This is a genomic window from Pseudomonas sp. MPB03 (genome assembly GCF_046605385.1).
GTDB lineage: Bacteria > Pseudomonadota > Gammaproteobacteria > Pseudomonadales > Pseudomonadaceae > Aquipseudomonas > Aquipseudomonas zanjanensis.
Genome location: NZ_CP176770.1, coordinates 786,405 through 811,815, shown reverse-complemented (window position 1 = coordinate 811,815; position 25,411 = coordinate 786,405). Strand labels below are relative to the sequence as shown.

Below are 25,411 nucleotides of genomic sequence, written 5' to 3'. Positions count from 1 at the left end.
TTGTAGCAACGATTTGCAGTCCCGCGAATTTATGACTGATGTTTCCCCAGGAAAGCCATCAGCCGATGCCCCTCGGCTTGGAACCGGTTGCACCTTGGCCGCGAATGCTATTCAACAAATCAAATAAGGTGCAACCAGTTTCGCTCGAATAAGTTGCACCTGATCGGTTTTGTTGCAAAATCGCTGTTTTTTGCTCCCTTTTAGTGCAGTAAACGGCCCTTCTCTAGAAGCCAAAGCACTAAGGCGGTGCAGGAATGGCGGGGCAGTATTTACTTCCAGATGAGCTGCCGGTCATTTCGAGAAAAAAAGGGTTGCACCCGGTTGCACCTCAATCAGCGCGCAGCTAATCTTGCCGCCAGCTGATGCCACGCCACACGTGGTAAACATGAGGATAAAAATATGGCTACCACCACCCTTGGGGTCAAACTCGACGACCCGACCCGCGAACGCCTCAAGGCGGCCGCAACCTCGATTGATCGCACGCCGCACTGGCTGATCAAGCAGGCAATTTTCAATTACCTGGAAAAACTCGAGGGTGGTGCAACCCTGACCGAGCTGAACGGTTCCCCTCGTGCCGACAGCGACGACGCTGGCGATGTACAGGTCGACCACGCTCACCAATGCTTCCTCGAGTTTGCCGAGAGCATCCTGCCGCAGTCGGTCCTGCGCGCCTCCATCACCGCCGCTTACCGCCGCCCGGAGCCGGAAGTGGTGCCGATGCTGATGGAGCAGGCCCGACTGCCGGCCGAAATGGCCGAAGCCACCAATAAGCTGGCGGCGTCGATTGCTGAAAAACTGCGTAACCAGAAGAGTGCCGGCGGCCGTGCCGGTATCGTTCAGGGCCTGCTGCAGGAATTTTCCCTGTCTTCCCAGGAAGGCGTGGCGCTGATGTGCCTGGCCGAGGCGCTGCTGCGCATCCCGGACAAAGGTACCCGCGATGCCCTGATCCGCGACAAGATCAGCACCGGCAACTGGCACCCACACCTGGGCAACAGCCCGTCGCTGTTCGTCAACGCCGCCACCTGGGGCTTGTTGCTGACCGGCAAGCTGGTCGCCACCCACAATGAAGCAGGCCTGACTTCGTCCCTGAGCCGCATCATCGGCAAGAGCGGCGAGCCGATGATCCGCAAGGGCGTCGACATGGCCATGCGCTTGATGGGCGAGCAATTCGTCACCGGCGAAACCATCGCCGAAGCCCTGGCCAACGCCAGCAAGTTCGAATCCAAGGGTTTCCGCTATTCCTACGACATGCTGGGTGAAGCCGCGCTCACCGAACATGACGCTCAGAAATACCTGGCCTCGTACGAACAAGCCATTCACTCGATCGGCAAAGCCTCCCATGGTCGTGGGATTTATGAAGGCCCGGGCATTTCCATCAAGCTCTCGGCCCTGCACCCGCGCTACAGCCGCGCCCAGTACGAGCGCGTCATGGACGAGCTGTACCCGCGCCTGCTGTCGCTGACCCTGCTGGCCAAGCAATACGACATCGGCCTGAACATCGACGCCGAAGAAGCCGACCGCCTCGAACTGTCCCTGGACCTGCTGGAGCGCCTGTGCTTCGAGCCGCAACTGACCGGCTGGAACGGCATCGGCTTCGTGATCCAGGCGTACCAGAAGCGTTGCCCATACGTGATCGACTACGTCATCGACCTGGCCCGCCGCAGCCGCCACCGCTTGATGATTCGCCTGGTAAAAGGCGCGTACTGGGACAGCGAGATCAAGCGCGCCCAGGTCGAGGGCCTGGAAGGCTATCCGGTCTATACCCGCAAGGTGTACACCGACGTGTCCTACATCGCTTGCGCGCGCAAGCTGCTGTCGGTGCCGGAAGTCATCTACCCGCAGTTCGCCACGCACAACGCCCATACCCTGTCGGCCATTTACCACATCGCCGGTCAGAACTATTACCCGGGCCAGTATGAATTCCAGTGCCTGCACGGCATGGGTGAACCGCTGTACGAACAGGTTGTAGGCAAGGTCTCCGAAGGCAAGCTGAACCGTCCGTGCCGTGTGTACGCGCCGGTCGGCACCCACGAAACACTGCTGGCCTACCTCGTACGCCGCTTGCTGGAAAACGGCGCGAACACTTCGTTCGTCAACCGCATCGCCGACCAGTCGATTTCCATCCAGGAACTGGTCGCCGATCCAGTGGCCAGCATCGAGCAGATGGCAACCCTGGAAGGCGGTTTCGGCCTGCCGCACCCGCGCATCCCACTGCCACGCGACCTGTACGGCAGCGACCGCGCCAACTCCAGCGGCATCGACCTGGCCAACGAACATCGCCTGGCATCGCTGTCTTGCGCCCTGCTGGCTACCGCCCATAACGACTGGAAAGCGGTGCCGATGCTCGGTTGCGCCGCTAGCGAAGAAAGCCCGGCAGCGGTGCTGAACCCGTCCGATCACCGCGATGTGGTTGGCCATGTGCAGGAAGCCACGGTTGCCGACGTCGACAACGCCATTCAGTGCGCCCTCAACGCCGCACCGATCTGGCAGGCCACGCCACCGGCCGAGCGCGCTGCGATCCTCGAGCGCGCCGCCGACCTGATGGAAGGCGAAATCCAGCCGCTGATGGGCCTGCTGGCCCGCGAAGCCGGCAAGACCTTCGCCAACGCGATTGCCGAAGTACGTGAAGCCGTGGACTTCCTGCGCTACTACGCAGTGCAGGCGCGCAACGATTTCACCAACGACGCCCACCGCCCATTGGGCCCAGTGGTCTGCATCAGCCCGTGGAACTTCCCGCTGGCGATTTTCAGCGGCCAGGTCGCTGCCGCTCTGGCCGCCGGCAACCCGGTTCTGGCCAAGCCCGCCGAACAGACGCCACTGGTGGCAGCCCAGGCGGTGCGCCTGATGCTCGAAGCCGGTATTCCGGAAGGCGTCCTGCAACTGCTGCCGGGTCGCGGCGAAACCGTCGGTGCCCGCCTGGTGGGTGACGAGCGCGTCAAGGGCGTGATGTTCACCGGTTCCACCGAAGTTGCCCGCCTGCTGCAACGCAACATCGCCGGTCGCCTGGACAACCAGGGCCGGCCGATCCCGCTGATCGCCGAGACCGGTGGCCAGAACGCGATGATCGTCGACTCCTCGGCCCTGACCGAACAAGTGGTTATCGATGTGGTGTCGTCGGCCTTCGACAGCGCTGGCCAGCGTTGCTCGGCCCTGCGGGTCCTGTGCTTGCAGGAAGATTCCGCCGACCGCGTCATCGAAATGCTCAAGGGTGCCATGGCCGAATCGCGCCTCGGTAATCCTGAGCGCCTGTCCGTGGACATCGGCCCGGTGATCGACGCCGAAGCCAAGGCCGGCATCGAGAAACACATCCAGGCCATGCGCGACAAGGGTCGCGCCGTGTACCAGATGGCAATCGCCGACAGTGACGAGTGCAAGCGCGGCACCTTCGTGATGCCGACCTTGATCGAACTGGAAAGCTTCGACGAGTTGCAGCGTGAAATCTTCGGCCCGGTGCTGCACGTGGTGCGTTACAAGCGCAAGGAGCTGGATCAGTTGATCAACCAGATCAACGCTTCCGGCTATGGCCTGACCCTGGGCGTGCATACCCGCATCGACGAGACCATCGCCAAGGTCATCGACAATGTGCATGCGGGCAACGTGTACGTGAACCGCAACATTGTCGGCGCCGTGGTCGGTGTCCAGCCGTTTGGTGGCGAAGGCCTGTCGGGCACCGGCCCCAAGGCCGGTGGTCCGCTGTATCTGTACCGCCTGCTGTCGATGCGTCCTACCGATGCGATCCAGCAATCCTTCGTCCGTGGCGATGCGCTGGCGGCACCGGACCTGCGTTTGCGCGAGGCCATGGGCAAACCGCTGGCGGCGCTGCAAGCCTGGGCTGACAGCCAGAAGCTCGCCGAACTGAGCGCCCTGTGCGTGCAGTTCGCGGCTCAGTCGCAAAGCGGTATTACCCGTCAGTTGACTGGCCCGACCGGTGAACGCAACAGCTACGCCATCCTGCCGCGCGAGCACGTGCTGTGCCTGGCCGACGTGGAAGGCGACCTGCTGACGCAACTGGCGGCCGTACTGGCCGTGGGCGGCTCGGCCGTGTGGCCGGAAACCGACACCAGCAAGGCTGTGTTCGCACGTTTGCCGAAGGATATTCAGGCGCGCATCCAGCGAGTGGCCGACTGGACCAAGGACGATGTGCTGTTCGACGCGGTCCTGCATCACGGCGACTCGGATCAATTGCGCGGTGTTTGCCAGCAAGTGGCCAAGCGCGCTGGCGCCATCGTCGGTGTGCACGGGTTGTCCCAGGGCGAAACCAATATTGCCTTGGAACGCTTGGTTATCGAACGTGCGCTGAGCGTCAACACCGCTGCGGCGGGTGGCAACGCCAGCCTGATGACCATCGGCTAAATGCTGTAAGCCAGGCACCTGCAATAGGTGCTTGGCAATAGCAATCCCTGTGGGAGCGAGCTTGCTCGCGATAGCGGTGCTTCAGTCAGGAATGTTGTCGACTGGAACACTGCTATCGCGAGCAAGCTCGCTCCCACACTTTTTTGATTAGCGTCACCCTCGCTCCTCCATCACCCAAATCAATCATCCTGTTCAGCCTCCATCCCCACGCCTAGACTCGGCCCATTCCAAAAAAAGGTAGGCCGCCATGTCCGAGACGTTGCTCAGTTCCCGCAATCTGGCTTTCGAGCTGTACGAAGTCCTCGATGCCGAGGGCCTGACTCAGCGCGAGCGGTTTGCCGAGCACAATCGCGAAACCTTCGACGCAGCCCTCGGCACGGCCCGCAGCATCGCCGAGAAATTTTTCGCGCCTCACAACCGCAAGAATGATGAAAACGAACCGCGCTACGAGAACGGCCAGGCGATCCTGATTCCCGAGGTGAAACCGGCGGTGGATGCCTTCCTGGAGGCCGGGTTCCTCAATGCCGCGCGCAGTTTCGAGGCCGGTGGCATGCAACTGCCGACGTTGCTGTCCCAGGCCTGTTTCGCGCACTTCCAGTCGGCCAATGCCGCATCGACCTCTTACCCGTTCCTGACCATGGGCGCGGCGAACCTGATCGAAAGCTTCGGCAGCGACGAGCAGAAGCAACGCTTCCTGCAACCGATGATCGACGGCCGCTTCTTCGGCACCATGGCCCTGACCGAGCCCCATGCCGGTTCCTCGCTGTCGGATATTCGCACACGCGCAGAGCCGGCGCCTGACGGCACCTATCGACTCAAAGGCAACAAGATCTTCATCTCCGGTGGCGATCATCCGCTGTCGGAAAACATCGTGCACATGGTCCTGGCGAAATTGCCGGATGCACCGCCGGGCGTGAAAGGCATTTCGTTGTTTATCGTGCCCAAGTTCCTGGTCAACGACGACGGCAGCCTCGGCCCGCGTAACGACGTGCTGCTGGCCGGGTTGTTCCACAAGATGGGCTGGCGCGGCACCACGTCCACGGCGCTGAACTTCGGCGACAACGGCGAATGTGTTGGTTACCTCGTCGGCAAACCGCACCACGGCCTGAGCTACATGTTCCAGATGATGAACGAGGCGCGGATCGGCGTCGGCATGGGCGCGGTGATGTTGGGTTACGCCGGCTATCTCTACTCCCTCGACTATGCCCGAGAACGCCCGCAGGGCCGCGTGCCCGACAGCAAGGACCCGACCACCGCCCCGGTGGCGATCATCCAGCACGCCGACGTGCGACGCATGCTGCTGACCCAGAAGGCCTACGTCGAGGGTTCGTTTGACCTGGGCCTTTATGCAGCCCGGCTGTTCGACGACACCACCACCCTGGACAGCGAAGCCGAGCGACGGCGTGCCCATGAATTGCTCGACCTGCTGACCCCCATCGTCAAATCCTGGCCCTCGGAGTTCTGCCTGAAAGCCAACGAGCTGGCGATCCAGATTCTCGGCGGCCACGGCTACACCCGCGAATACCCGGTGGAGCAGTACTACCGCGACAACCGCTTGAACCCGATCCATGAAGGCACCCACGGCATCCAATCCCTGGACCTGCTGGGACGCAAGCTGGCGCAGAACGGCGGTGCCGGTCTCAAGCAGTTGATTCGTCTGGTAGCCGACACCACGGAACGGGCCCAGGCGCACCCATCGCTGACGCCGCTGCGCCAGCCGCTGGAAGCGTTGGTGGCGCGCCTGCAAACCGTCACCCTCGGTTTGCTGACGGACCTGGCCCAGGGCAAGGTCAACGGCAGCCTCGCCAACTCGGCGCTGTACCTGAAGGTGTTCGGACACATGGTGATTGGCTGGCGCTGGCTGGAACAGGCGATTCGTGCCGAGGAAGGCCTGGCCAAGGGCAACGCGGCGGACAGCGACTTCTATAAAGGCAAGCTGCAAGCGGCGCGCTATTTCCTGACCTGGGAAGTGCCGGGGTGCCACCATGAGCTGGCGATTCTTGAGGCGCGGGATGATACGTGCCTGGGGATGCGGGATGAGTGGTTCTGAGCCAGATTTTGCTGCGCTGCTGAATTCATTCGCGAGCAGGCTCGCTCCACAGGGGCAGGTGTGAATACAGATTTTGTGTTCACCAATATCTACTGTGGGAGCGGGCTTGCTCGCGAAGGCGGTGGATCAGGCAAATCAATTGCAACTGACATACCGCCTTCGCGAGCAAGCCCGCTCCCACAATTAGCTCACTGCCAGCCCTTGGTCAGACCTGCTGAATCGTCTTGGCAATCACCTCGACCGTGGCGCTGACTTGCTCTTGGTAACGGTCGAGTTCCGCTTGATGCTGCTTCTGCATTTCCATCTGCTGCGAACACAGGTTCATGGCCGCCAATACCAGCAGGCGATCACCGATCAGTGTCGGGTATTTCCTTTTGGTATCGGCCAGTGCGGCCTTGAGCATCGAAGCGGCGTCCAGCAGGGCCTGTTCCTGCCCGGCCGGCGCTTTGATCGAATAGTCTTCTCCCAGGATCGAGATGACCGTCACCCCATCGGCGCCGTGCTTCATGCGCTGACAGGACCGGCGCTGGCGCGCTCGATCAGGGCCTGGATGCGGGCCGCGGTGGCGCCGTGCAGTTCTTCCTGTTCCATCAGGCTCAGTTGCAGGCTTTCGTTTTCATCCTTGGCCTTGGCAAGTTCGGCGCTCAGGGTTTCGTTCAGGCCGGTGAGTTGCAGATTCTGTTGCACCAGGTCGTTGACCAGTTGCTCCAGTTGGCTGAGGGATGCTTCCAACATATTGATTTCCAGGCTTTTCCAAGGGGCGCGTACGATAAAGAAAAGTCACCGCCGATGCCACGCTTTACGCAGTGGCGGCGCTTCGCTCGCGAGCTGTAGAGACTGCGATTCAAGCATCTGGTTCCTACCCTTCGTCGCACAGCGACTGCTGCACTGCGACAAAAGCACGCACGGCACTCAAGACTTCGGTCGCTAGACCGATAAGTCAGTGAAACCAGTCACAGCCCCGCACGGACGCGCTTCTTCACGGTAACTTCCATGTCCCTACGTAATATGAACATCGCGCCGCGGGCGTTCCTGGGGTTTGCCCTGATCGGCGCCCTGATGCTGGCCCTTGGGGTGTTTGCCCTGAGCCAGATGAGCAAGATTCGCGTATCTGGCGACAACATCGCCCAGAACAGCGTCCCCAGTATCAAGGCCCTGAACGAGTTCACCCAGCTCACCCTGCGTTTGCGCGTGTTGTCCTATCGCCTGCTGACCAACCGCGAAGCGGATACCCAGCAAAAAACCCTGGATCTGTTCGAGCAACGCAACCAGCAGGTCCGCGCCGCACAGACGGCCTATGAAAAACTCATCAGCGCGCCTGAAGAACGGGCCGCGTATGAGCAGTACGTGCAGCTGCTCAATCAGTACCGCCAGCTCGAAGAGCGGATGAAAACCCTGTCGCGCAACAATCAGGTCAACGAACTGCAAGCGCTGCTCAACACCGAGCTGATGAGCAATTCCGACGCCGTCAACGCCGTGCTGGCTCGCTTGACGGACATCAACAACCAGCAAGCGGAAGCATTCAATAAAAACGCGGCGCAACAATATTCCACCGCGTTCAACTGGGTCGTCACCCTGCTGGTCATCGCCACTGGCCTGACCGTGCTGTTCGCCTGGCTGCTGACCAACAGCATCACCAAGCCGATCGCCAACGCATTGGATGCCGCCGAGGAAATCGCCAAGGGCAACCTGACCCGGCCGATCACCGTTGACGGCAGCGACGAAGCCGGCCGCCTGCTGCGGGCGATGTCGACCATGCAGGAAAAACTGCGCGACACCCTGCAACGAATCTCCGGCTCGGCCACACAGTTGGCGTCCGCCGCTGAAGAACTCAACAGCGTCACCGACGAAAGCGCCCGTGGCCTGACCCAGCAGAACAACGAAATCGAACAGGCCGCTACGGCGGTCAACGAAATGACCAGCGCCGTGGAAGAAGTCGCCCGCAATGCGGTCAGCACGTCGGAAGCGTCCAGGAACGCCACTACGTCCGCTGGCGACGGCCGCGACCTGGTGCAGGAAACCGTCGGCGCCATTGAACGCATGAGTGCCGACGTACAAAGCACTGCCTCGTTGATCGGCAACCTGGCCAACGAGTCCCGGGATATCGGCAAGGTTCTGGATGTGATCCGCGGCCTGGCCGACCAGACCAACCTGCTGGCCCTGAACGCCGCCATCGAAGCCGCCCGCGCCGGTGAGGCCGGACGAGGCTTTGCCGTGGTCGCCGACGAAGTCCGTGCCCTGGCCCATCGCACCCAGCAGTCGACCAGCGAAATCGAACGCATGATCGGCAGCATCCAGAGCGGCACCGAACAGGCCGTGGATTCGATGCGCAACAGCACCGAACGCGCCGAATCGACGCTGAACATCGCCCGCGGCGCCGGCATGTCCCTGGACACGATCAACAGCGCCATCGTCGAGATCAACGAACGCAACCTGGTGATCGCCAGCGCCGCCGAGGAACAGGCCCAGGTGGCCCGTGAAGTGGACCGCAACCTGGTGAACATCCGCGACCTGTCGGTGCAATCGGCCACCGGCGCCAACCAGACCAGTGCCGCCAGCGCCGAACTGTCGCGCCTGGCCGTGGACCTGAACAGCATGGTTGGGCGGTTCAGCCTTTAACCGCAAACCCATTGATCGCTCACACTCCGCGAGCGATCAATGCTGTTGTGGCGAGGGAGCTTGCTCCCGCTGGGCTGCGAAGCGGCCCCAAAACCTCAAAAGCGACGACTGCTTCGCAGTCGAGCGGGAGCAAGCTCCCTCGCCACAAGGGCTGCACCCAGAACCCGATCTCCCAACCTTTTTTGACAGCATCACATTTCAACAGGTTAGAATCGCTGGCACGCAGACTGCATGGTCAGTTTGCGCCCGTCCTTCAGTTCTTCCGGAGTAACGCCTTTGACTGCAACGACCATCAACAGCCTGTTCTTGATCGGCGCGTTGCTGGTAGGTGCGAGCATCCTGGTGAGTTCTCTTTCGTCCCGCCTGGGCATCCCGATCCTGGTGATCATCCTGGCCGTGGGCATGGTGGCCGGTGTCGACGGCGCCGGTATTCTTTTCGATAACTACGCCACGGCCTATCTGGTCGGCAACCTCGCATTGGCGGTCATCCTGCTCGATGGCGGCTTGCGCACGCGGGTGTCGAGCTTTCGCGTGGCGCTGTGGCCGGCGTTGTCGCTGGCGACGGTCGGGGTGTTGATTACCACCGGACTGACCGGCCTGGCGGCGGCATGGCTGTTCAACCTCAACCTGATCCAAGGCCTGCTGATCGGCGCCATCGTCGGCTCCACCGACGCCGCGGCGGTGTTCTCGCTGCTGGGCGGCAAAGGCCTGAACGAACGGGTCAGCGCCACCCTGGAAATCGAGTCCGGCAGCAACGACCCCATGGCGGTGTTCCTCACCGTCACCTTGATCGGCATGCTGGCCAGCGGTGAAACCGGCCTGCACTGGAGCCTGTTGGGGCATCTGGTGCAAGAGTTCGGGATTGGCGCCGTGATCGGCCTGGGCGGTGGCTGGCTCATGCTGCAGATGGTCAACCGCATCAACCTGGCCAACGGGCTCTACCCGATCCTGGTCATCAGCGGCGGCCTGGCCGTGTTCGCCCTGACCAACGCCCTGCACGGCAGTGGTTTCCTGGCGGTGTACCTGTGTGGCCTGGTGCTGGGCAACCGTCCGGTGCGCAGCCGCCATGGCATCCTGCACATGCTCGATGGCATGGCGTGGCTGGCGCAGATCGGCATGTTCCTGGTGCTGGGGCTGCTGGTCACGCCCCACGACCTGTTGCCGATCGCCCTGCCGGCCCTGGGGCTGGCGTTGTGGATGATCCTGTTTGCCCGTCCGCTGTCAGTCATGGTCGGCCTGCTGCCGTTCAAGGCGTTCCATGGTCGTGAAAAAGCGTTTATCTCCTGGGTCGGGCTGCGCGGCGCGGTGCCGATCATCCTGGCCGTGTTCCCGCTGATGGCCGGCCTGCCCCAGGCGCAGCTCTATTTCAACCTGGCATTTTTTATCGTGCTGGTCTCGCTGCTGGTGCAGGGCACGAGCTTGCCGTGGGTCGCCAAGTTGTTGCATGTGACCGTCCCGCCCGAGCCACTGCCGATTTCCCGGGCCGCGCTGGAAGTGCACGTCACCAGCGAATGGGAGCTGTTCATCTATCGCCTGGGCAAGGAAAAATGGTGCATCGGTTCGCCCCTGCGGGACCTGAAAATGCCCGATGGAACCCGCATCGCGGCCCTGTTCCGTGGCCAGCAATTGCTCCATCCGTCGGGTAGTACGGTGCTGGAAGTCGATGATTTGCTGTGTGTTATCGGCCATGAACACGATTTGCCAGCCCTTGGAAAACTGTTCAGCCAGGCACCGCAACGAGGCTTGGATTTGCGCTTCTTCGGCGACTTCGTACTCGAAGGAGACGCCCAGCTGGCCGCGGTTGCCGCACTCTACGGGTTGAAGCTGGACGGCATCGATCCAGACATGACCCTGGGCCGCTTCATTGCCCAGAAAGTGGGCGGTGCGCCAGTAGTCGGCGACCAAGTGGACTGGAACAATACCCTGTGGACCGTCGCGGCCATGGACGGGAACAAGATCGGCAAAGTGGGCGTCAGATTCCCCGAAGGAAGTCGCCCGGGTCCCGGCTTGTTCCTCTAAACTGCTCCCACTCTCACTTGCTTGACCGGTCTCTATGCCTACCCTGCGCTCCTTTTTCGCCATTGCCCTGCTCGGCCTGAGTCTTTCCATCTGCACGGTGCACGCCGCCGAGCCGCCCACCAGTGCCTCGGTACAGGCCAGCCTGGACAAGATCGGCGACCGCAAACTGCCGGAGGCTGACCAGAAAGCCCTGCAGGCCGTCTTGCAGAACACGCTGACCCAGCTCAACAACAAGGCTGATTACGAACAGAAGCTGCAGGCGCTCAAACAGCAACTGGCCACGGCGCCCAAGCAGAACATCGAGAACCAGCGCGAACTGGCGCGGCTCAAGGGCACCACGGTGGTGCCAGTGGCGCAACGCTATGCCAACCTGCCGATTCCCCAGCTCGAACAAATGCTCACGGATCGCTCCACCCAGCAGAGCGACCTGCAAAAAGCCCTGGCCGATGCCAACAGCCTGGTCATCACCGCCCAGACCCGCCCCGAGCGCGCCCAGGCGGAAATCTCCACCAGCCAGACCCGCATCCAGCAGATCAACACGATTCTCAAGGCCGGTCGAGATGCCGGCAAGGCCCTCAGCGCCGAGCAGCGCGACCAGCTCAACGCCGAGTTGGCGGCACTCAATGCGCTGATCCCTCTGCGCCGCCAGGAACTGGCCGGCAACAGCCAACTGCAGGACCTGGGCAACGGCCAGCACGACCTGCTGATGGAAAAAATCGCCCGCATGGAGCAGGAAATCCAGGACCTGCAGAACCTGATCAACCAGAAGCGCCTGGCCCAATCCCAGGAGACAGTGACCCAGCAATCCATCGAAGCCCAGAAGGCCGGTGGCAGCAGCTTGCTGGCGACCGAAAGCTCAGCCAACCTGAAGCTCTCCGACTACCTGCTCAAGAGCACCGACCGCCTCAACGAGGTCACCCAGCAGAACCTGCAGACCAAGCAATTGCTGGACAGCGTGACCCAGACCGACGCCGCCCTGGACGAACAGATCAGCGTGCTCAAGGGCAGCCTGCTGCTCTCCAAGATTCTTTACAAGCAGCGCCAGACCCTGCCGCGCCTGAAGCTGGACCAGACCCTGGCCGACCAGATCGCCGACATCCGCCTGTACCAGTTCGAAGTCAGCCAACAACGTGAGCTGTTGAACAACCCCAGTGCCTATGTCGACAACCTGCTGGCCTCGCAACCCTCGGAACAAGCCACGCCGCAACTGCGCAAGACCTTGCTGGAGCTGGCACTGACCCGCGTCGACCTGCTGGAGCGCCTGAACCGGGAGTTGAGCGCGGTACTCAACGAATCCATCACCTTGCAGCTCAACCAGAAGCAACTGCTCAGCACCGCCCAGAACCTGCGGGCGACGCTTGAAGAGCAGATGTTCTGGATTCCCAGCAACAAGCCGCTGGATTTCGAATGGATGCGTGCCGTGCCGACGCGCCTGGAGAAACAGATCGACTCGCTGCCTTGGGCGTCGAGCCTCAGTGAGCTGGCCGATGGCCTGACCCAGCGGCCCTTGCTGTTCCTGCCCCTGGTGCTGCTGATCGGCGTGCTGCTGTGGCGGCGCAAGAACCTCTACGCCCGCTTGAACAAGGTTCACCAGGACGTTGGCCACTTCAAGCGCGACAGCCAGTGGCACACCCCCCAGGCGATCCTGATCAACATCCTGCTGGCAATGCCGGTCGCCCTGGCGCTGACCCTCTGCGGCTATGCCTTGCAGATCGATGCTCGCGGCCAGAACGCCAACCTCGGCGCGGCGCTGCTGCAGATCGGCCAGGCCTGGCTGGTGTTCTACACCGCCTATCGGGTGCTGGCGCCAGGCGGCGTGGCCGAGTTGCATTTCCGCTGGGAGAAACCCCAGGTCGAATTCCTCCAAGGCTGGATTCGCCGGCTCGGGCTGGTGGTACTGGCGCTGGTGGCCGTGGTGGCCGTGGCCGAGTTGCAACCTTCGACCCTGGCCGATGACGTGCTCGGCATGCCGGTAGTGCTGACCTGCTATGCGCTGATGGCGTGGCTGCTCAGTCGCCTGTTGCTGAGCAGCCCGACGCACAAGAACACTTCACTGTTCCGCAAGGCCGTCGGGGTGCTGTTCACCGCACTGCCGATCGCGCTATTCGTGGCGGTGTGCTTCGGCTACTACTACACCGCACTGAAGCTCAGCGACCGACTGATCAATACCTTGTACCTGCTGATGTTCTGGCTGGTGATCGAAGCCACCTTCGTGCGCGGCCTGTCGGTCGCGGCGCGGCGCCTGGCCTACCAGCGCGCCCTGGCCAAGCGCCAGGCGGCCAAGGAAGCCGGCGACGGCGAAGCGGTGGTCGAAGAGCCGACCCTGGATATCGAGAAGGTCAACGAGCAATCCCTGCGCCTGATCCGCCTCGCCCTGCTCGGCGGCTTCATGGCCGCGCTGTATTGGGTCTGGTCGGACCTGATCAGCGTGTTCTCGTACCTGGACAACATCACCCTCTACGAGTACACCAGCGGCACCGGCGTCAACATGAGCATGGTGCCCATCAGCATTGGTGACATGCTCGGCGCGCTGATCATCATCGGCATTACCTTTGCCCTGGCACGCAACCTGCCGGGCCTGCTGGAAGTGTTCGTGCTGTCAAAGCTCAACCTTGCCCAAGGCAGCGCTTACGCGACCACCACGCTGTTGTCCTACGTCATCGCCGGCGTCGGTTTCGTCACTACGCTCTCTACCCTGGGCGTGAGCTGGGACAAGCTGCAATGGCTGGTGGCGGCACTGTCGGTAGGCCTGGGTTTCGGCATGCAGGAGATCTTCGCCAACTTCATCTCCGGCATCATGATCCTGTTCGAACGCCCGGTGCGCATCGGCGACACCATCACCATCGGCAACCTGTCGGGCACGGTCAGCAAGATCCGCATTCGCGCGACCACCATCACCGACTTCGATCGCAAGGACATCATTGTCCCGAACAAGACCTTCATCACCGGGCAACTGATCAACTGGTCGCTGACCGACACCGTGACCCGCGTGACCCTGAAACTGGGCGTGGACTATGGTTCGGACCTGGATCGGGTGCGCGAGCTGCTGCTCAAGGCGGCCCGCGACAACCCGCGCGTGCTGAAGGAGCCAGAGCCCATCGTGTACTTTCTGAACTTCGGTGAAAGCACACTGGACCATGAACTGCGCATGCACGTACGTGACCTGGGCGACCGCAACCCGGTGCTGGACGAGATCAACCGCTTCATCAACCGGGAATTCAAGAAGGAACATATCAATATTTCGTTCCGTCAGATGGAGATCTATCTGAAGAACATGCAAGGCCAGGAATACAAACTGGTGCCTGCAGAGCCCGACAAAAAGACCATTCCGCCCGTGCCTTCGGCGGTCGCCAGCATCAAACCGGTGTCCGAACCTCCGCAGGGTAAACTCGACTGACTTGGGTTGCCTACGGGCGGTCCCGCTGGAGACGGCCATGAAATCGCTGGAAACGCTGACCTTCGATAACCGTTTCGCCCGCCTGGGCGACGGTTTCTCGGCCCACGTGCTGCCCGAGCCCATCGACAATCCCCGGTTGGTGGTCGCCAGCCCGGCGGCCATGGCGCTGCTGGACCTGGATCCTGCAGAAGCCGAGACAGCGCTGTTCGCCGAGATCTTCGGCGGCCACAAGCTCTGGGCTGAAACCGAGCCCCGGGCGATGATCTATTCAGGTCATCAGTTTGGCCACTACAACCCACAACTGGGCGATGGCCGCGGGTTGCTGCTGGGCGAGGTGTACAACGAGGCCGGCGAGCACTGGGACATGCACCTCAAGGGCGCCGGCCAGACGCCGTTCTCACGCATGGGCGACGGGCGCGCGGTGCTGCGCTCCTCGATCCGCGAATTCCTCGCCTCCGAGGCCTTGCACGCCCTCGGCATCCCCACCACCCGCGCCTTGTGCGTGATCGGCTCGGACACCCCGGTGTGGCGCGAAAAACAGGAACGCGCCGCCATGGTGCTGCGCCTGGCGCCGAGCCATGTGCGTTTCGGCCATTTCGAATATTTCTACTACACCAAGAAACCCGAACTGCACGCGACCCTCGCCGAGCACGTCTTGAACCTGCATTTTGCCGAGTGCCGTGAGCAGCCGGAGCCGTACCTGGCGATGTACCGCGAAATCGTCGAGCGCAACGCCGAGCTGATTGCCAAATGGCAGGCCTACGGTTTCTGCCACGGCGTGATGAACACCGACAACATGTCGATCCTGGGCATCACCTTCGACTTCGGGCCGTTCGCCTTCCTCGATGACTTCGACGCCAACTTCATCTGCAACCACTCCGATGACCAGGGCCGCTATTCGTTCAGCAACCAGGTGCCCATCGGCCAGTGGAACCTCAGCGCCCTGGCCCAGGCCCTGACGCCCTTCATCAGCGTCGAGGCGCTGCGTGAGACCCTCGGGCTATACTTGCCGCTGTACCAGGCTCACTACCTGGACTTGATGCGCCGCCGCCTCGGTTTGACCGTCGCCGAAGAGGATGACCAGAAACTGGTGGAGCGCCTGCTGCAACTGATGCAGAACAGCGGCGTCGACTACAGCCTGTTCTTCCGTCGACTCGGCGACCAGGCGCCCGAGCACGCCATCGCCACCCTGCGCGACGACTTCGTCGACCTCAAGGGCCTCGACGCCTGGGGCGAACTCTATATCGCCCGCGTCAACCGCGAAGGCCCCGTCGATCAAGACCAACGGCGCGCCCGCATGCACGCCGTCAACCCGCTGTACGTGCTGCGCAATTACCTGGCACAGAAAGCCATCGAAGCCGCCGAATCAGGCGACTACGACGAAGTCCGCCGCTTGCACACTGTGTTGAGCAAGCCATTCGAAGAACAATCGGGCATGGACAGCTACGCCGAGCGTCCGCCGGAGTGGGGCAAGCATCTGGAGATCAGTTGCTCGTCGTAGCGCAGGCCCTGGCTAAAACAGACCTCCCACCAAACACATAACCCGGTGGCGAGGGAGCTTGCTCCCGCTGAGCCGTAGGAGCGTGTAGGAGCTGTTTAGGAGCTGTCGAGTGCAAACGAGGCTGCGATCTTTCCCCAAACACTTGAGTCTCAAGCGAAAGGTCAAAAGATCGCAGCCTTCGGCAACTCCTACAGAACCGAGCGGGAGCAAGCTCCCTCGCCACAGTTAGTGCGCCAAGCCATCAAATAAAGGTCTCAACCGATACGCCGAAGCGCTCCGCCAGCCAGCGGATCTGCCTTAAATTGAGCTGACGCTTGCCGCTCAATATCTCCGATACCACCGACTGGGTACCGACACCCGGCAAGTCGCTCTGGCTCTTCCCATGCTCGCGCATCAGATAACGAAGCGCCTCAACGCCAGTGGCCTTGGGCATCGGCCGGTGTTGATGATCCCAGGCCTCGATCCATTCACCGATAATGTCCACCAGGCTCATCAGCGGATGGGCTTCTTCTTCGCCAACCAACTCCAACAATTCATCGAGCGCTGCGACCAACCGGTCGTAATCCTCTTCGCTCCTGGGCTTACGCAGCAAGGGAGACACAAACTCCCAATGGGCGGCGACTTGTTCGATCAGTGCACTCATCCCTTTTCCTCCTTCCACTTGCCTCTGTCGTATTCCCGATGGTCAAGCACGCATTTGATATACAGACGCTGCGCTCGGTATCGAATCACCGCAATCAGCCGCAACTTGTTTCCACCGATGTCAAACACATGCAGCGGACCGACCTTATCAGTTGCCGGAAATATGGATTTCATCGCTGCAAAATCAGCCGGGCTATTGCGCTTGATCAGCCGATACCATTGATCCAACGCATTCGCTGAATGTGGCCATTTCTCCTTGGCCTCCCAAATGCGTTTCTCGGTGATCACATGCATGCAACGTCCTTATCGCATTTTGCTATGGGAAAGTTAAACACAAATCTGGCACATCGCAAATTGCGATATAGCCAGATAGACAAATGGTTAGCTCTTGCTGGTTTCCAGCCTAGTCGCCAAGAGCTTTAGGTCTCGGTAAGAAATGTGAGCAGATATGAGTCCTGCTCACCCAACCTTATCGTTCCCCTGCTCAGGCGTCTCGATCCCCGGCTCTGCCTCTTCAACCCCCTTCTCCCTGGGTTTTGCCGGCGGCTTTTCCTCGGGATAACCGGGCATGCCGCGGGCGTCTTCCGGGGTCAATTCGTCCCGATCATGGCGACGGTCGGTGGCGTAGGCCGGGGCGGCGTTGGGGTCCTCGTCGCGGCCGGCGGTGCCGAGGACGAAGCCGTCATCGTTGGGATTGTCCACTGCCTGGGGAGTGGCTGGGTCTTGAGGATGGCTCATGGGACCTCCTGAGTCTGCAAACAGGTACGTGGTGTCTTTTTTGAGGCCGTGACAGCGTTTCAGTGCGGCGCACCTGATGAATGGCCCCCTTGATAAATGTCCTTGGAAAAGCCTGGAGTGTGAGTTCCTGTGGGAGCGGGCTTGCTCGCGAAGGCGGCGTATCAGACACATAGATGTTGACTGACACACCGTCTTCGCGAGCAAGCCCGCTCCCACAAGGAGAATCCGGTGGCATTACTGTCTCCGTCCTATGCCATATCACTGTGGCTGAATTCTTCGGCCAGAAAGTCGATCAGCGTACGCACCGACGGCAGCAACCCGCGGCGTGAGGCAAAGATCGCATGGACGATCCCGCATTTCGGCGTCCAGCCCGGCACCAGTTCCACCAGCCGGCCGGCCGCGATGTCTTCGCGCACCACCACGGTGGGCAGGTGGGCGATGCCGATGCCTGCCAGCACCGCATGACGCAGGGCCAGCAGGTCGTCGGTGACCATGCGTGGCGCGTGACGGATCAGCGCGCGGGTGCCATCCGGGCCGAACAACTCCCACTGGTATTCCCGCTGCGCCGCGCCCCAGTGCACGCTGGGCAAGCCGTTGAGGTCCGCCGGGGAGGCCGGTGAAGACAAGCGCTCAAGGAACGCCGGGCTGCCCACCAGGCACTGGGTGCTGTTGCTCAGCACCTTCATGACCATGTCGGTGTTTTCCAGCGGCGGAAAGCGCACCCGCAAGGCGATATCGAACCCTTCATGGATCAAGTCGACCCGGCGGTTGGTGCTCTCGATGAACAACTCCACCCGCGGGTACTTGAGCATGTAGCGGGTCAACATCGGCCCGACCCAACTGTTGAGCAGCGCCGTCGGGCAACTGATGCGCACCAGCCCCTGGGGTTCGGAGCGGTTGCGCTCGATCACTTCCGCCGCGCTCTCGGCCTCGACCCGCATCGCCAGGCAACGCTGGTAATAAGCCTGGCCGATCTCCGTTAGCGTGCAATGGCGGCTGGTGCGATGGAGCAAGCGCACCCCGAGCCGCTCTTCCAACTGGGCGATACGCCGGCTGAGCTTTGACTTCGGCATGTCCAGCGCCCGGCCGGCCGCGGCGAACCCACGGTGCTCGACCACCTGGGTGAAATAGTAAAGCGTGTTGAGGTCTTCGATGATCGTTCTCCAAATAGAACGCTAAGGCTGATTTCCGCAGTCTAGCGCTTCAAAGGTGCCAGTTTTAATCTACACCCATCGAAACGCAACACGGATTCAAACCGGCGCTTCGGCCAGATGAGTCACCCAATAATCGCTGCACCGAATTCAAAACCTTAACCACGCCGAAACCTTCGGCAAACAAAACTTAATGAGGGCTACGCCATGACTGCTTCCTACAACCGTCTCGACAAAGATAACGCCGCCGTTCTGCTGGTCGATCACCAAGCCGGTCTGCTGTCGCTGGTACGCGACATCGACCCGGACCGTTTCAAGAACAACGTACTGGCCCTGGCTGATCTGGCGAAGTACTTCCAGCTGCCGACCATCCTCACCACCAGCTTCGAAACCGGCCCCAACGGCCCGTTGATGCCAGAACTCAAGACGCTGTTCCCGGATGCGCCGTACATCGCTCGCCCTGGTCAGATCAACGCCTGGGACAACGAAGACTTCGTCAAGGCGATCAAGGCCACCGGCAAGAAACAACTGATCATCGCCGGCGTCGTCACCGAAGTCTGCGTAGCCTTCCCGGCCCTGTCGGCCCTGGCTGAAGGTTTCGAAGTGTTCGTGGTCACCGATGCATCCGGCACATTCAACGAACTGACCCGTCAATCGGCCTGGGACCGCATGTCTTCCTCCGGTGCGCAATTGATGACCTGGTTCGGCCTGGCCTGTGAACTGCACCGCGACTGGCGCAACGACGTGGAAGGCCTGGCGACCCTGTTCTCCAACCACATCCCGGACTACCGCAACCTGATGACCAGCTACAACACGCTGACCAACGGCAAATAACAGCCACACCGATACACCCCTGTGGGAGCGAGCTTGCTCGCGATAGCGGTCTGACAGTCAAGGCAATATTGACTGATACACCGCCATCGCGAGCAAGCTCGCTCCCACAGGTTTTTGTGGTGGTTTCTATATAGTGTTCAATCTGTGCCAATGATTCTCTGGAGACTGATCTGATGCTGATCCCCTGCCCCCATTGCAACGGGCTCAATCGCATACCCGCCGAACGCCTGGGCGACCAGCCCAAGTGCGGACGCTGCAAGGCCCAGGTGTTATTGAGCAAGCCGTTCGAACTCAAGCAAGGCGACTACGCCAGCCAGATCAAAGGCGACCTGCCGTTGCTGGTGGATGTGTGGGCCGATTGGTGTGGGCCATGCAAGTCCTTCGCGCCCGTGTTCGAACAGGCCGCCGCGCAACTGGCGGGCAAATGCCGGCTGGCCAAGCTCGACAGCGAGGCCAACCAGCAGTTGTCGGCACAGTTGGGGATCCGCTCGATTCCCAGCCTGATTCTGTTCAAGGATGGCCGGGAGGTGGCTCGCCAGAGTGGGGCGTTTCCCTTGCCTCAATTGATGAGCTGGTTGCGCAGCCAGGGGATTTGAAGCCATGAGATTAATGTGGGAGCGAGCTTGCTCGCGATAGCGGTGTACCCGTCAATACTGTATCGCCTGACAGGCAGCTATCGCGAGCAAGCTCGCTCCCACAGTGATTCTTTCACAGTGGATTCCAATCAGGCACTTTCCAGCAGGCTATGCAACTCCATGAACTGTTGGGTCAGTTTGTGCCGCGGGTCGAGGTGGATCAGCGGCAGGCTGGCCTGGTGGGATTCGCGCATGCGCACCGAGCTGCTCAGGTACACCGGCAACACCGGCAGGCCTTCGGCGATCAGTTCGTCGAGGATCTGCTGCGGCAGGCTGGCGCGGGCCTGGAACTGGTTGACCACGATACCTTCGACTTCCAGGCCTTCGTTATGGTCGTCCTTGAGCTCTTCGATTTCCGCCAGCAGGCCGTACAGGGCCTGACGGGAAAAACTGTCGCAGTCAAAAGGGATCAACACCCGATCAGCGGCGATCAGCGCCGAAACCGCATAAAAATTCAAGGCTGGCGGGGTGTCCAGGTAAATCCGGTCGTAATCCTCCTCCAGCTCTTCGAGCAATTTGCGCAGCTTGTTGATCTTGTGCTTGGCCTCGAGCTTGGGCTGCAGGTCCGTCAGCTCCGCCGTGGCGGTGATGACATGCAGGTTGTCGAAGGGCGTTTCGTAGATATCCACCTTGTTCTTTTTCGAGAAAGGCCCGGACGACAGGGTCTGCTTGAAGAAATCGGCAATGCCCATGGGGATGTCATCGCCGGTCAGGCCAGTCAGGTATTGAGTGGAGTTGGCCTGGGCATCCAGGTCTATCAATAGCGTGCGATAGCCTTCGCTGGCGCTGACCGCCGCCAGATTGCAGGCGATGCTGGACTTGCCCACGCCACCTTTCTGATTGAACACCACACGCCGCATGTCAAAACCTCCGTGTATCAAAGATTCCCGAGTGTAGTAGGGCGCGACACCGCTTAGCTACCTTCTGCGTAGAAGGACTACAGCGACGGTGGCTTTTCCAACGATTCAAGCGTCAATTAAGGCCAGTCAATGACAGGAACAACCGACAGACAAACTCGCGATGAGCGCGACAATGGTCTTGCCTGGCATTGAGCGGACCAACCCGTATATTTTGCTGGGCAAAATGTAACCAGTATTTGCTACAAGCCAACCGCACCGGGATAATGCGCGCCACTTGGGTCGCAAGGCCATGCAGGGTTGGACGCGGGTCAAACCACTGAACCGTGACAATAAAAGCCCGCAGGGGTGGGGTGAAGTTTGTGATCAATTTCAATATCGCCCAATGGCGCGCATGGGCCCCTGGGCTCGAAAGCGTGGATGATTGGCAGGCATGGAGCCGACAGCCGGTCGTATTGCCAGCCAGCGATGCCGCCCCTGACGTCTCGTTCCTGCCCGCCATGCAACGCCGGCGCCTCAGTCGCCTGGCGCGGATGGCCTTCAGCGTCGGCTGGCCACTGGCCGAGGGCCGTCCGGCCCTACCGTTGGTCTTTATTTCCCGTCACGGTGAAACCCCGCGCACTTTCGAGATTCTGAAGGACCTGGCGGCCGACCTGCCCTTGTCGCCGACACAATTCAGCCTGTCGGTCCATAACGCGGTGATCGGCCTGTGGTCGATCATGCGCGGCGAAACCAGCGAAATGACCGCCCTGGCCGCCACGGGCGATGGGTTGGAGCACGGCGTGCTGGAAGCCGCAGCGCTGTTGAACGAAGGCTCGCCGGCGGTGTTGCTGGTCATCACCGAGGAACAACCGCCGCAGGTCTACGCTCCGTGGGTCGATGACGTGCCTTTTCCCTATGCCGTGGGCCTGCTGTTGACCCCGGGCGACGATTGGCAACTGGACCTGTCCGCAGAGGCCGACCACTCGCCTGGCAGCGACTGGCCCCATGCCCTGGATCTGTTGCGTACCCTGCTGAACAACGAAACCACCTGCCAACATGTCTGGAAGAATCGTGTATGGACCTGGCAACGCAACCGGTGACCGGCAAACATCGCGACGCCTATTACTGGCGCCTGGTCGCGACCGCCGCCAGCTTCGCCCTGTTCGGGCTGGGCGGGCTGTGCCTGCGTTTGCTGGTGTTCCCGTTGCTGGCCTGGTTGCCCGGGGATGCCAAGGCCCACCGACAAAGGGCCCGTCGCACCGTCGGGCGGTTGTTCTGGTTCTTTATCCGATTCATGGCCCGCACCGGGGTGCTTACCTACCAGATCGATGGCGCCGAACGGCTCGGGCGTCCCGGGCAGATGATCATTGCCAATCACCCGTCGCTGATCGACGTGGTGTTCCTGATCGGGCTGGTGCGCGACGCCAACTGCGTGGTCAAGCAAAGCCTGTGGGCGAATCCTTTCACTCGGGGCCCATTGCGTTCTACCCAATACATCAGCAACGACGGCAGCATGGACATGCTCGATGCCGCCAGCGATGCCTTGCAAAATGGCCAGACGCTGATCGTTTTTCCCGAAGGGACGCGCACCCAGCCAGGCCAGGCGCCGGCCTTTCATCGGGGGGCCGCGGCCATTGCCCTGCGGGGTGCGAAAATCCTCACGCCCGTCACGATCAAGGTCAACCCCACGACCCTGACCAAGGCCGAACCCTGGTATCGCATCCCTCGGTGTCGCGTGCACTTCAGTTTTCACGTCGGGGCCGATATAGACCCACAGGCGTTCGCTGCGCTCGGCCCGCCACCCCAGGCTTCGCGCAGGCTCAACGATTTCTTGCATCACTATTACATCAAGGAGCTCGCCGAAGATGAGCGATCTGCACCGTGACATCAAACAGCTGATCATCGAAGCCCTTGGCCTGGAAGACATCGGCATCGACGACATCGGCGACGATCAGACCCTGTTCGGCGAAGGCCTGGGCCTGGACTCGGTGGATGCCCTGGAGCTTGGCCTGGCGATCCAGAAAAAATATGGCATCAAGATCGACGCCGACGCCAAGGACACCCGTAACCATTTCAGCAATGTGGCAAGCCTTGCGGCCTTCGTCACTGCAAAAAGCGCCTGAGACCGACCATGCAAACTCGTGACGACATTTTCAACACCCTGCGTGATGCCCTGGTCGAACTCTTCGAACTGGACCCAGCACGCGTGACGCTGGAATCGAACCTGTACCAGGACCTGGAAATCGACAGCATCGATGCGGTCGACCTGATCGATCACATCAAGCGCCAGACCGGCAAGAAAATCGCAGCCGAAGAATTCAAGTCGGTGCGCACCGTCAATGACGTGGTCGAGGCGGTCTATCGACTGGTCCAACCGGCCGCATGACCCGGCTGATTGGCCTCGGCCTGCTACTGGCAGGCCTGCTGTACCCCTTTGCGGTGTATTTCGGCATGGAGCATTTCGCCCCGTGGCAGTTCGGGCTGCTGCTGGGGAGCCTGTGGCTGGCCCGGGCGTTGCTTGGCAAGGGCGGCGCCGGCAGCCGTTGGATGGCTGTCACGGCGATCGGTTTTTGTGTGTTGCTCGCGCTGTTCGACAGCCCGCTCCTGCTGCGCTGGTACCCGGTGCTGATCAGCGGGTTCATGCTCGGGCTGTTCGCCCTGAGCCTGAAATACGGCCCGCCGATGATTGAACGCCTGGCCCGCCTGCGCGAACCGCAGCTGCCGGCCAAGGCCGTGGTGTATACCCGCCAGGTCACGGTGGCCTGGTGTGTGTTTTTCCTGTGTAACGGTTTGCTCGCCGCCGCCCTGACCCTCTGGGCGCCGCTGAGCTGGTGGATGTTGTACACCGGCCTGATTTCCTACGGATTGATGGGGCTGCTGTTTGCCATTGAATGGCTCATACGACAACGGGTAAGAGGCCGCCCATGAATTGGATAACACTTGAGCAGATGTTGCTCAGGGCTCAACCGGAACGCACCGTTACGGTCGCTCCGGCGCTGGATCACTCGCAACTGCGGGAGGCGGCGTTGTGCCTGGCGGCGGGCCTGCAAGCCCGGGGCGCGCGGCATGTGGCGGTGCACCTGGACGATGCCGCCGACCTGGCCATCGCCCTGCTCGGCGCTTGGCGTGCCGGAGCGCGGGTCCTGCTGCCCGCCGACCTGCAAGCGCAGACACGCCAGCGCTGGGCGGCGGACGTGGACCTGTGGTTGACCGACCAGCCCGGGGACACCCATCCCGGCGATGTGCGACACGCGCCGATGGATGGCGCCGAACTGAACCTCGATCACTGTTGGCTGAGCCTGTGCACCTCCGGCTCCAGCGGCGAGCCCAAGCGCATCGAGAAAACCCTGCGGCAGTTGAGTAACGAAGTCCAGGCCCTGGAACAACTGTGGGGCGCCGACCTCGGCCCGGCCTGCATGATCGGCAGCGTGGCCGCCCAGCACATCTACGGACTACTGTTCCGGATGCTTTGGCCGCTGTGCGCCGGGCGTCCATTCATGCGTCGGCAACTGGCATTTCCCGAAGACCTGCAACGGGCCAGCCGCGAACAACCGGCGTTCGCCTGGGTTGCCAGCCCGGCATTGCTCAAGCGCATGGGCGACAACCTCGATTGGCCGGCCCTGAGCAGCGTGCGCCGAGTGTTTTCCTCTGGCGGCGCCTTGCCCTCCGAGGCTGCACAAAGCTTGCAGCGACGCCTGGGACAATGGCCGACGGAAATTTTCGGCAGTTCGGAAACCGGCGGCATCGCCTGGCGCCAGGGCGGCGGATTGTGGCAACCCTTTGCCGGCGTCGAGTTGAGCCAGGACAGCGACGGCGCCTTGCTGATTGCTTCGCCCTATCTGCCGGCCGGGCATGTGGAACATACCGCTGACGCAGCGCGGATCGCCGACGACGGGCGCTTCGAGCTGCTCGGGCGATTGGACCGTATCGTCAAGCTTGAAGAAAAACGCATCTCCCTGCCGATGCTGGAACAAGCACTGGTGGCCCACGACTGGGTCAGCGAAGCGCGATTGGGCGTGGTGCAGGAGAATCGCGCCTCCCTTGGCGCGCTGGTGGTGCTGAGTGATGCCGGCCTGCATGCCTTGCGCAACCAGGGCAGACGCGCCGTTACCGAGGGCCTGCGCCGGCACCTGAGCGCCCACTGCGAACCCCTCGCCCTGCCACGGCGCTGGCGCTGGCTGCGGCAGTTGCCGCTCAACGCCCAGGGCAAGTTGTCCCAGGCCGAGGTCGAAGCGCTGCTGCTGGCGCCACGTCCAAAAGGCCCCGAAGTCCTGGAGCGAGTCGAAACCGATGGGGAATGGAGCCTGCAATTGATCGTGCCGCCAGACCTGGCGTACTTCAGCGGTCATTTTCCCACCGCGCCGGTGTTGCCGGGCGTGGTGCAGGTCGACTGGGCCTTGAGCCTCGGCCGACAACTGCTGGACCTGCCGCCCCGATTTGTCGGCATGGAAGTGCTGAAATTCCAGCAACTGGTGCGCCCCGGCGATGAAATCCAACTGCACCTGCGTTTCGACCGCGAGCGCGGCAAGCTGTACTTTGCCTTCCGCAATGACACGGCGGCGTGCTCCAGTGGGCGGATTGTGTTGGGGGAAAACAATGCCTAGGCAACTGCACAGATCACTGTGGCGAGGGA

General features: G+C 61.7%; 21 protein-coding genes. 14 read left to right on the top strand and 7 right to left on the bottom strand.

Features of this window, described 5'->3' with window-relative positions:
• Positions 1–399 precede the first annotated feature (399 nt).
• Together putA and ACLH0I_RS03460 are read left to right on the top strand one after the other, a co-directional pair.
• Entirely contained in the window at positions 400–4,353 is a 3,954-nt protein-coding gene (putA, locus tag ACLH0I_RS03465) for a trifunctional transcriptional regulator/proline dehydrogenase/L-glutamate gamma-semialdehyde dehydrogenase (protein ID WP_411386304.1), read from the top strand.
• A gap of 247 nt (positions 4,354–4,600) precedes the next feature.
• Complete coding sequence (locus ACLH0I_RS03460; RefSeq protein ID WP_411386303.1) at positions 4,601–6,403, top strand: acyl-CoA dehydrogenase; 1,803 nt, start codon at positions 4,601–4,603, stop codon at positions 6,401–6,403.
• A gap of 205 nt (positions 6,404–6,608) precedes the next feature.
• Here ACLH0I_RS03460 and ACLH0I_RS03455 read toward each other — a convergent pair whose 3' ends face one another.
• Together ACLH0I_RS03455 and ACLH0I_RS03450 are read right to left on the bottom strand one after the other, a co-directional pair.
• Positions 6,609–6,911 carry a cell division protein ZapA gene (locus ACLH0I_RS03455; RefSeq protein WP_186706030.1) on the bottom strand — a complete coding sequence of 101 codons (303 nt, stop codon included), beginning with the start codon at positions 6,909–6,911 and terminating at the stop codon, positions 6,609–6,611.
• Positions 6,908–7,138: a hypothetical protein gene (locus tag ACLH0I_RS03450; RefSeq protein ID WP_250962252.1), complete on the bottom strand. Its 231-nt coding sequence runs from the start codon at positions 7,136–7,138 to the stop codon at positions 6,908–6,910. The genes ACLH0I_RS03455 and ACLH0I_RS03450 overlap by 4 nt, the downstream gene beginning before the upstream one ends.
• 258 nt (positions 7,139–7,396) lie before the next feature.
• Here ACLH0I_RS03450 and ACLH0I_RS03445 point away from each other — a divergent pair, with 258 nt between their 5' ends.
• The 4 genes from ACLH0I_RS03445 to selO all read left to right on the top strand — a co-directional run bounded on the left by ACLH0I_RS03445 (position 7,397) and on the right by selO (position 15,939).
• Entirely contained in the window at positions 7,397–9,022 is a 1,626-nt protein-coding gene (locus ACLH0I_RS03445) for a methyl-accepting chemotaxis protein (RefSeq protein WP_411386302.1), read from the top strand.
• A gap of 276 nt (positions 9,023–9,298) precedes the next feature.
• Complete coding sequence (locus tag ACLH0I_RS03440) at positions 9,299–11,041, top strand: potassium/proton antiporter (RefSeq protein ID WP_207962879.1); 1,743 nt, start codon at positions 9,299–9,301, stop codon at positions 11,039–11,041.
• 34 nt (positions 11,042–11,075) lie between these two features.
• Complete coding sequence (mscK, locus tag ACLH0I_RS03435) at positions 11,076–14,438, top strand: mechanosensitive channel MscK (protein WP_411386301.1); 3,363 nt, start codon at positions 11,076–11,078, stop codon at positions 14,436–14,438.
• Between the two features lie 37 nt (positions 14,439–14,475).
• A complete protein-coding gene (gene selO, locus ACLH0I_RS03430) occupies positions 14,476–15,939 on the top strand; it encodes a protein adenylyltransferase SelO (RefSeq protein ID WP_411386300.1) in 1,464 nt (487 codons plus the stop codon).
• A 241-nt stretch (positions 15,940–16,180) separates the two neighbouring features.
• Here selO and ACLH0I_RS03425 read toward each other — a convergent pair whose 3' ends face one another.
• The 4 genes from ACLH0I_RS03425 to ACLH0I_RS03410 all read right to left on the bottom strand — a co-directional run bounded on the left by ACLH0I_RS03425 (position 16,181) and on the right by ACLH0I_RS03410 (position 18,473).
• Positions 16,181–16,582, bottom strand: coding sequence for a type II toxin-antitoxin system HigA family antitoxin (locus ACLH0I_RS03425; RefSeq protein WP_186706037.1), 402 nt, complete (start codon positions 16,580–16,582; stop codon positions 16,181–16,183).
• Entirely contained in the window at positions 16,579–16,875 is a 297-nt protein-coding gene (locus ACLH0I_RS03420) for a type II toxin-antitoxin system HigB family toxin (protein ID WP_053117759.1), read from the bottom strand. The genes ACLH0I_RS03425 and ACLH0I_RS03420 overlap by 4 nt, the downstream gene beginning before the upstream one ends.
• Positions 16,876–17,040: 165 nt before the next feature.
• Positions 17,041–17,319, bottom strand: a complete 279-nt coding sequence (locus tag ACLH0I_RS03415; protein ID WP_411386299.1) for a hypothetical protein — start codon at positions 17,317–17,319, stop codon at positions 17,041–17,043.
• A gap of 248 nt (positions 17,320–17,567) precedes the next feature.
• Complete coding sequence (locus ACLH0I_RS03410) at positions 17,568–18,473, bottom strand: LysR family transcriptional regulator (RefSeq protein ID WP_217884362.1); 906 nt, start codon at positions 18,471–18,473, stop codon at positions 17,568–17,570.
• Between the two features lie 204 nt (positions 18,474–18,677).
• On the opposite strand from ACLH0I_RS03410, the gene ycaC reads away from it, so the two are divergent.
• Positions 18,678–19,304, top strand: coding sequence for an isochorismate family cysteine hydrolase YcaC (ycaC, locus tag ACLH0I_RS03405; RefSeq protein WP_250962260.1), 627 nt, complete (start codon positions 18,678–18,680; stop codon positions 19,302–19,304).
• Positions 19,305–19,477: 173 nt separating this feature from the next.
• On the top strand, positions 19,478–19,900 hold the full coding sequence (trxC, locus tag ACLH0I_RS03400; RefSeq protein WP_186729478.1) for a thioredoxin TrxC: 423 nt from the start codon (positions 19,478–19,480) through the stop codon (positions 19,898–19,900).
• A 128-nt stretch (positions 19,901–20,028) separates the two neighbouring features.
• Here trxC and ACLH0I_RS03395 read toward each other — a convergent pair whose 3' ends face one another.
• Positions 20,029–20,799, bottom strand: coding sequence for a ParA family protein (locus ACLH0I_RS03395; protein ID WP_186706040.1), 771 nt, complete (start codon positions 20,797–20,799; stop codon positions 20,029–20,031).
• A gap of 359 nt (positions 20,800–21,158) precedes the next feature.
• Between ACLH0I_RS03395 and ACLH0I_RS03390 the strand changes: the two genes are divergently transcribed.
• From ACLH0I_RS03390 to ACLH0I_RS03365, 6 genes are read left to right on the top strand one after another with little or no spacing between them, the layout of a single operon-like run.
• Entirely contained in the window at positions 21,159–21,878 is a 720-nt protein-coding gene (locus tag ACLH0I_RS03390) for a beta-ketoacyl synthase chain length factor (RefSeq protein ID WP_250962262.1), read from the top strand.
• Positions 21,854–22,663 (top strand): lysophospholipid acyltransferase family protein, encoded by an 810-nt coding sequence (locus ACLH0I_RS03385; protein WP_411386298.1) that lies wholly within the window; start codon positions 21,854–21,856, stop codon positions 22,661–22,663. Before ACLH0I_RS03390 ends, ACLH0I_RS03385 begins: the two co-directional genes overlap by 25 nt.
• On the top strand, positions 22,644–22,901 hold the full coding sequence (locus tag ACLH0I_RS03380) for a phosphopantetheine-binding protein (RefSeq protein WP_411386297.1): 258 nt from the start codon (positions 22,644–22,646) through the stop codon (positions 22,899–22,901). Before ACLH0I_RS03385 ends, ACLH0I_RS03380 begins: the two co-directional genes overlap by 20 nt.
• A gap of 8 nt (positions 22,902–22,909) precedes the next feature.
• Positions 22,910–23,164, top strand: coding sequence for an acyl carrier protein (locus tag ACLH0I_RS03375; protein WP_186706044.1), 255 nt, complete (start codon positions 22,910–22,912; stop codon positions 23,162–23,164).
• Positions 23,161–23,706, top strand: a complete 546-nt coding sequence (locus ACLH0I_RS03370; RefSeq protein ID WP_186729475.1) for a hypothetical protein — start codon at positions 23,161–23,163, stop codon at positions 23,704–23,706. The genes ACLH0I_RS03375 and ACLH0I_RS03370 overlap by 4 nt, the downstream gene beginning before the upstream one ends.
• Positions 23,703–25,382, top strand: coding sequence for an AMP-binding protein (locus ACLH0I_RS03365; RefSeq protein WP_411386296.1), 1,680 nt, complete (start codon positions 23,703–23,705; stop codon positions 25,380–25,382). The genes ACLH0I_RS03370 and ACLH0I_RS03365 overlap by 4 nt, the downstream gene beginning before the upstream one ends.
• Positions 25,383–25,411 lie beyond the last annotated feature (29 nt).

Coding starts and splice junctions, on each gene's coding strand:
- ACLH0I_RS03420 (WP_053117759.1), bottom strand. CDS start 16,875: ATGCATGTGATCACCGAGAAACGCATTTGGGAGGCCAAGGAGAAATGG.
- mscK (WP_411386301.1), top strand. CDS start 11,076: ATGCCTACCCTGCGCTCCTTTTTCGCCATTGCCCTGCTCGGCCTGAGT.
- ACLH0I_RS03365 (WP_411386296.1), top strand. CDS start 23,703: ATGAATTGGATAACACTTGAGCAGATGTTGCTCAGGGCTCAACCGGAA.
- selO (WP_411386300.1), top strand. CDS start 14,476: ATGAAATCGCTGGAAACGCTGACCTTCGATAACCGTTTCGCCCGCCTG.
- ACLH0I_RS03415 (WP_411386299.1), bottom strand. CDS start 17,319: ATGAGCCATCCTCAAGACCCAGCCACTCCCCAGGCAGTGGACAATCCC.
- ACLH0I_RS03445 (WP_411386302.1), top strand. CDS start 7,397: ATGTCCCTACGTAATATGAACATCGCGCCGCGGGCGTTCCTGGGGTTT.
- ACLH0I_RS03370 (WP_186729475.1), top strand. CDS start 23,161: ATGACCCGGCTGATTGGCCTCGGCCTGCTACTGGCAGGCCTGCTGTAC.
- ACLH0I_RS03455 (WP_186706030.1), bottom strand. CDS start 6,911: ATGAAGCACGGCGCCGATGGGGTGACGGTCATCTCGATCCTGGGAGAA.
- ACLH0I_RS03395 (WP_186706040.1), bottom strand. CDS start 20,799: ATGCGGCGTGTGGTGTTCAATCAGAAAGGTGGCGTGGGCAAGTCCAGC.
- putA (WP_411386304.1), top strand. CDS start 400: ATGGCTACCACCACCCTTGGGGTCAAACTCGACGACCCGACCCGCGAA.
- ACLH0I_RS03375 (WP_186706044.1), top strand. CDS start 22,910: ATGCAAACTCGTGACGACATTTTCAACACCCTGCGTGATGCCCTGGTC.
- ACLH0I_RS03380 (WP_411386297.1), top strand. CDS start 22,644: ATGAGCGATCTGCACCGTGACATCAAACAGCTGATCATCGAAGCCCTT.
- ACLH0I_RS03460 (WP_411386303.1), top strand. CDS start 4,601: ATGTCCGAGACGTTGCTCAGTTCCCGCAATCTGGCTTTCGAGCTGTAC.
- trxC (WP_186729478.1), top strand. CDS start 19,478: ATGCTGATCCCCTGCCCCCATTGCAACGGGCTCAATCGCATACCCGCC.
- ACLH0I_RS03450 (WP_250962252.1), bottom strand. CDS start 7,138: ATGTTGGAAGCATCCCTCAGCCAACTGGAGCAACTGGTCAACGACCTG.
- ACLH0I_RS03425 (WP_186706037.1), bottom strand. CDS start 16,582: ATGAGTGCACTGATCGAACAAGTCGCCGCCCATTGGGAGTTTGTGTCT.
- ycaC (WP_250962260.1), top strand. CDS start 18,678: ATGACTGCTTCCTACAACCGTCTCGACAAAGATAACGCCGCCGTTCTG.
- ACLH0I_RS03385 (WP_411386298.1), top strand. CDS start 21,854: ATGGACCTGGCAACGCAACCGGTGACCGGCAAACATCGCGACGCCTAT.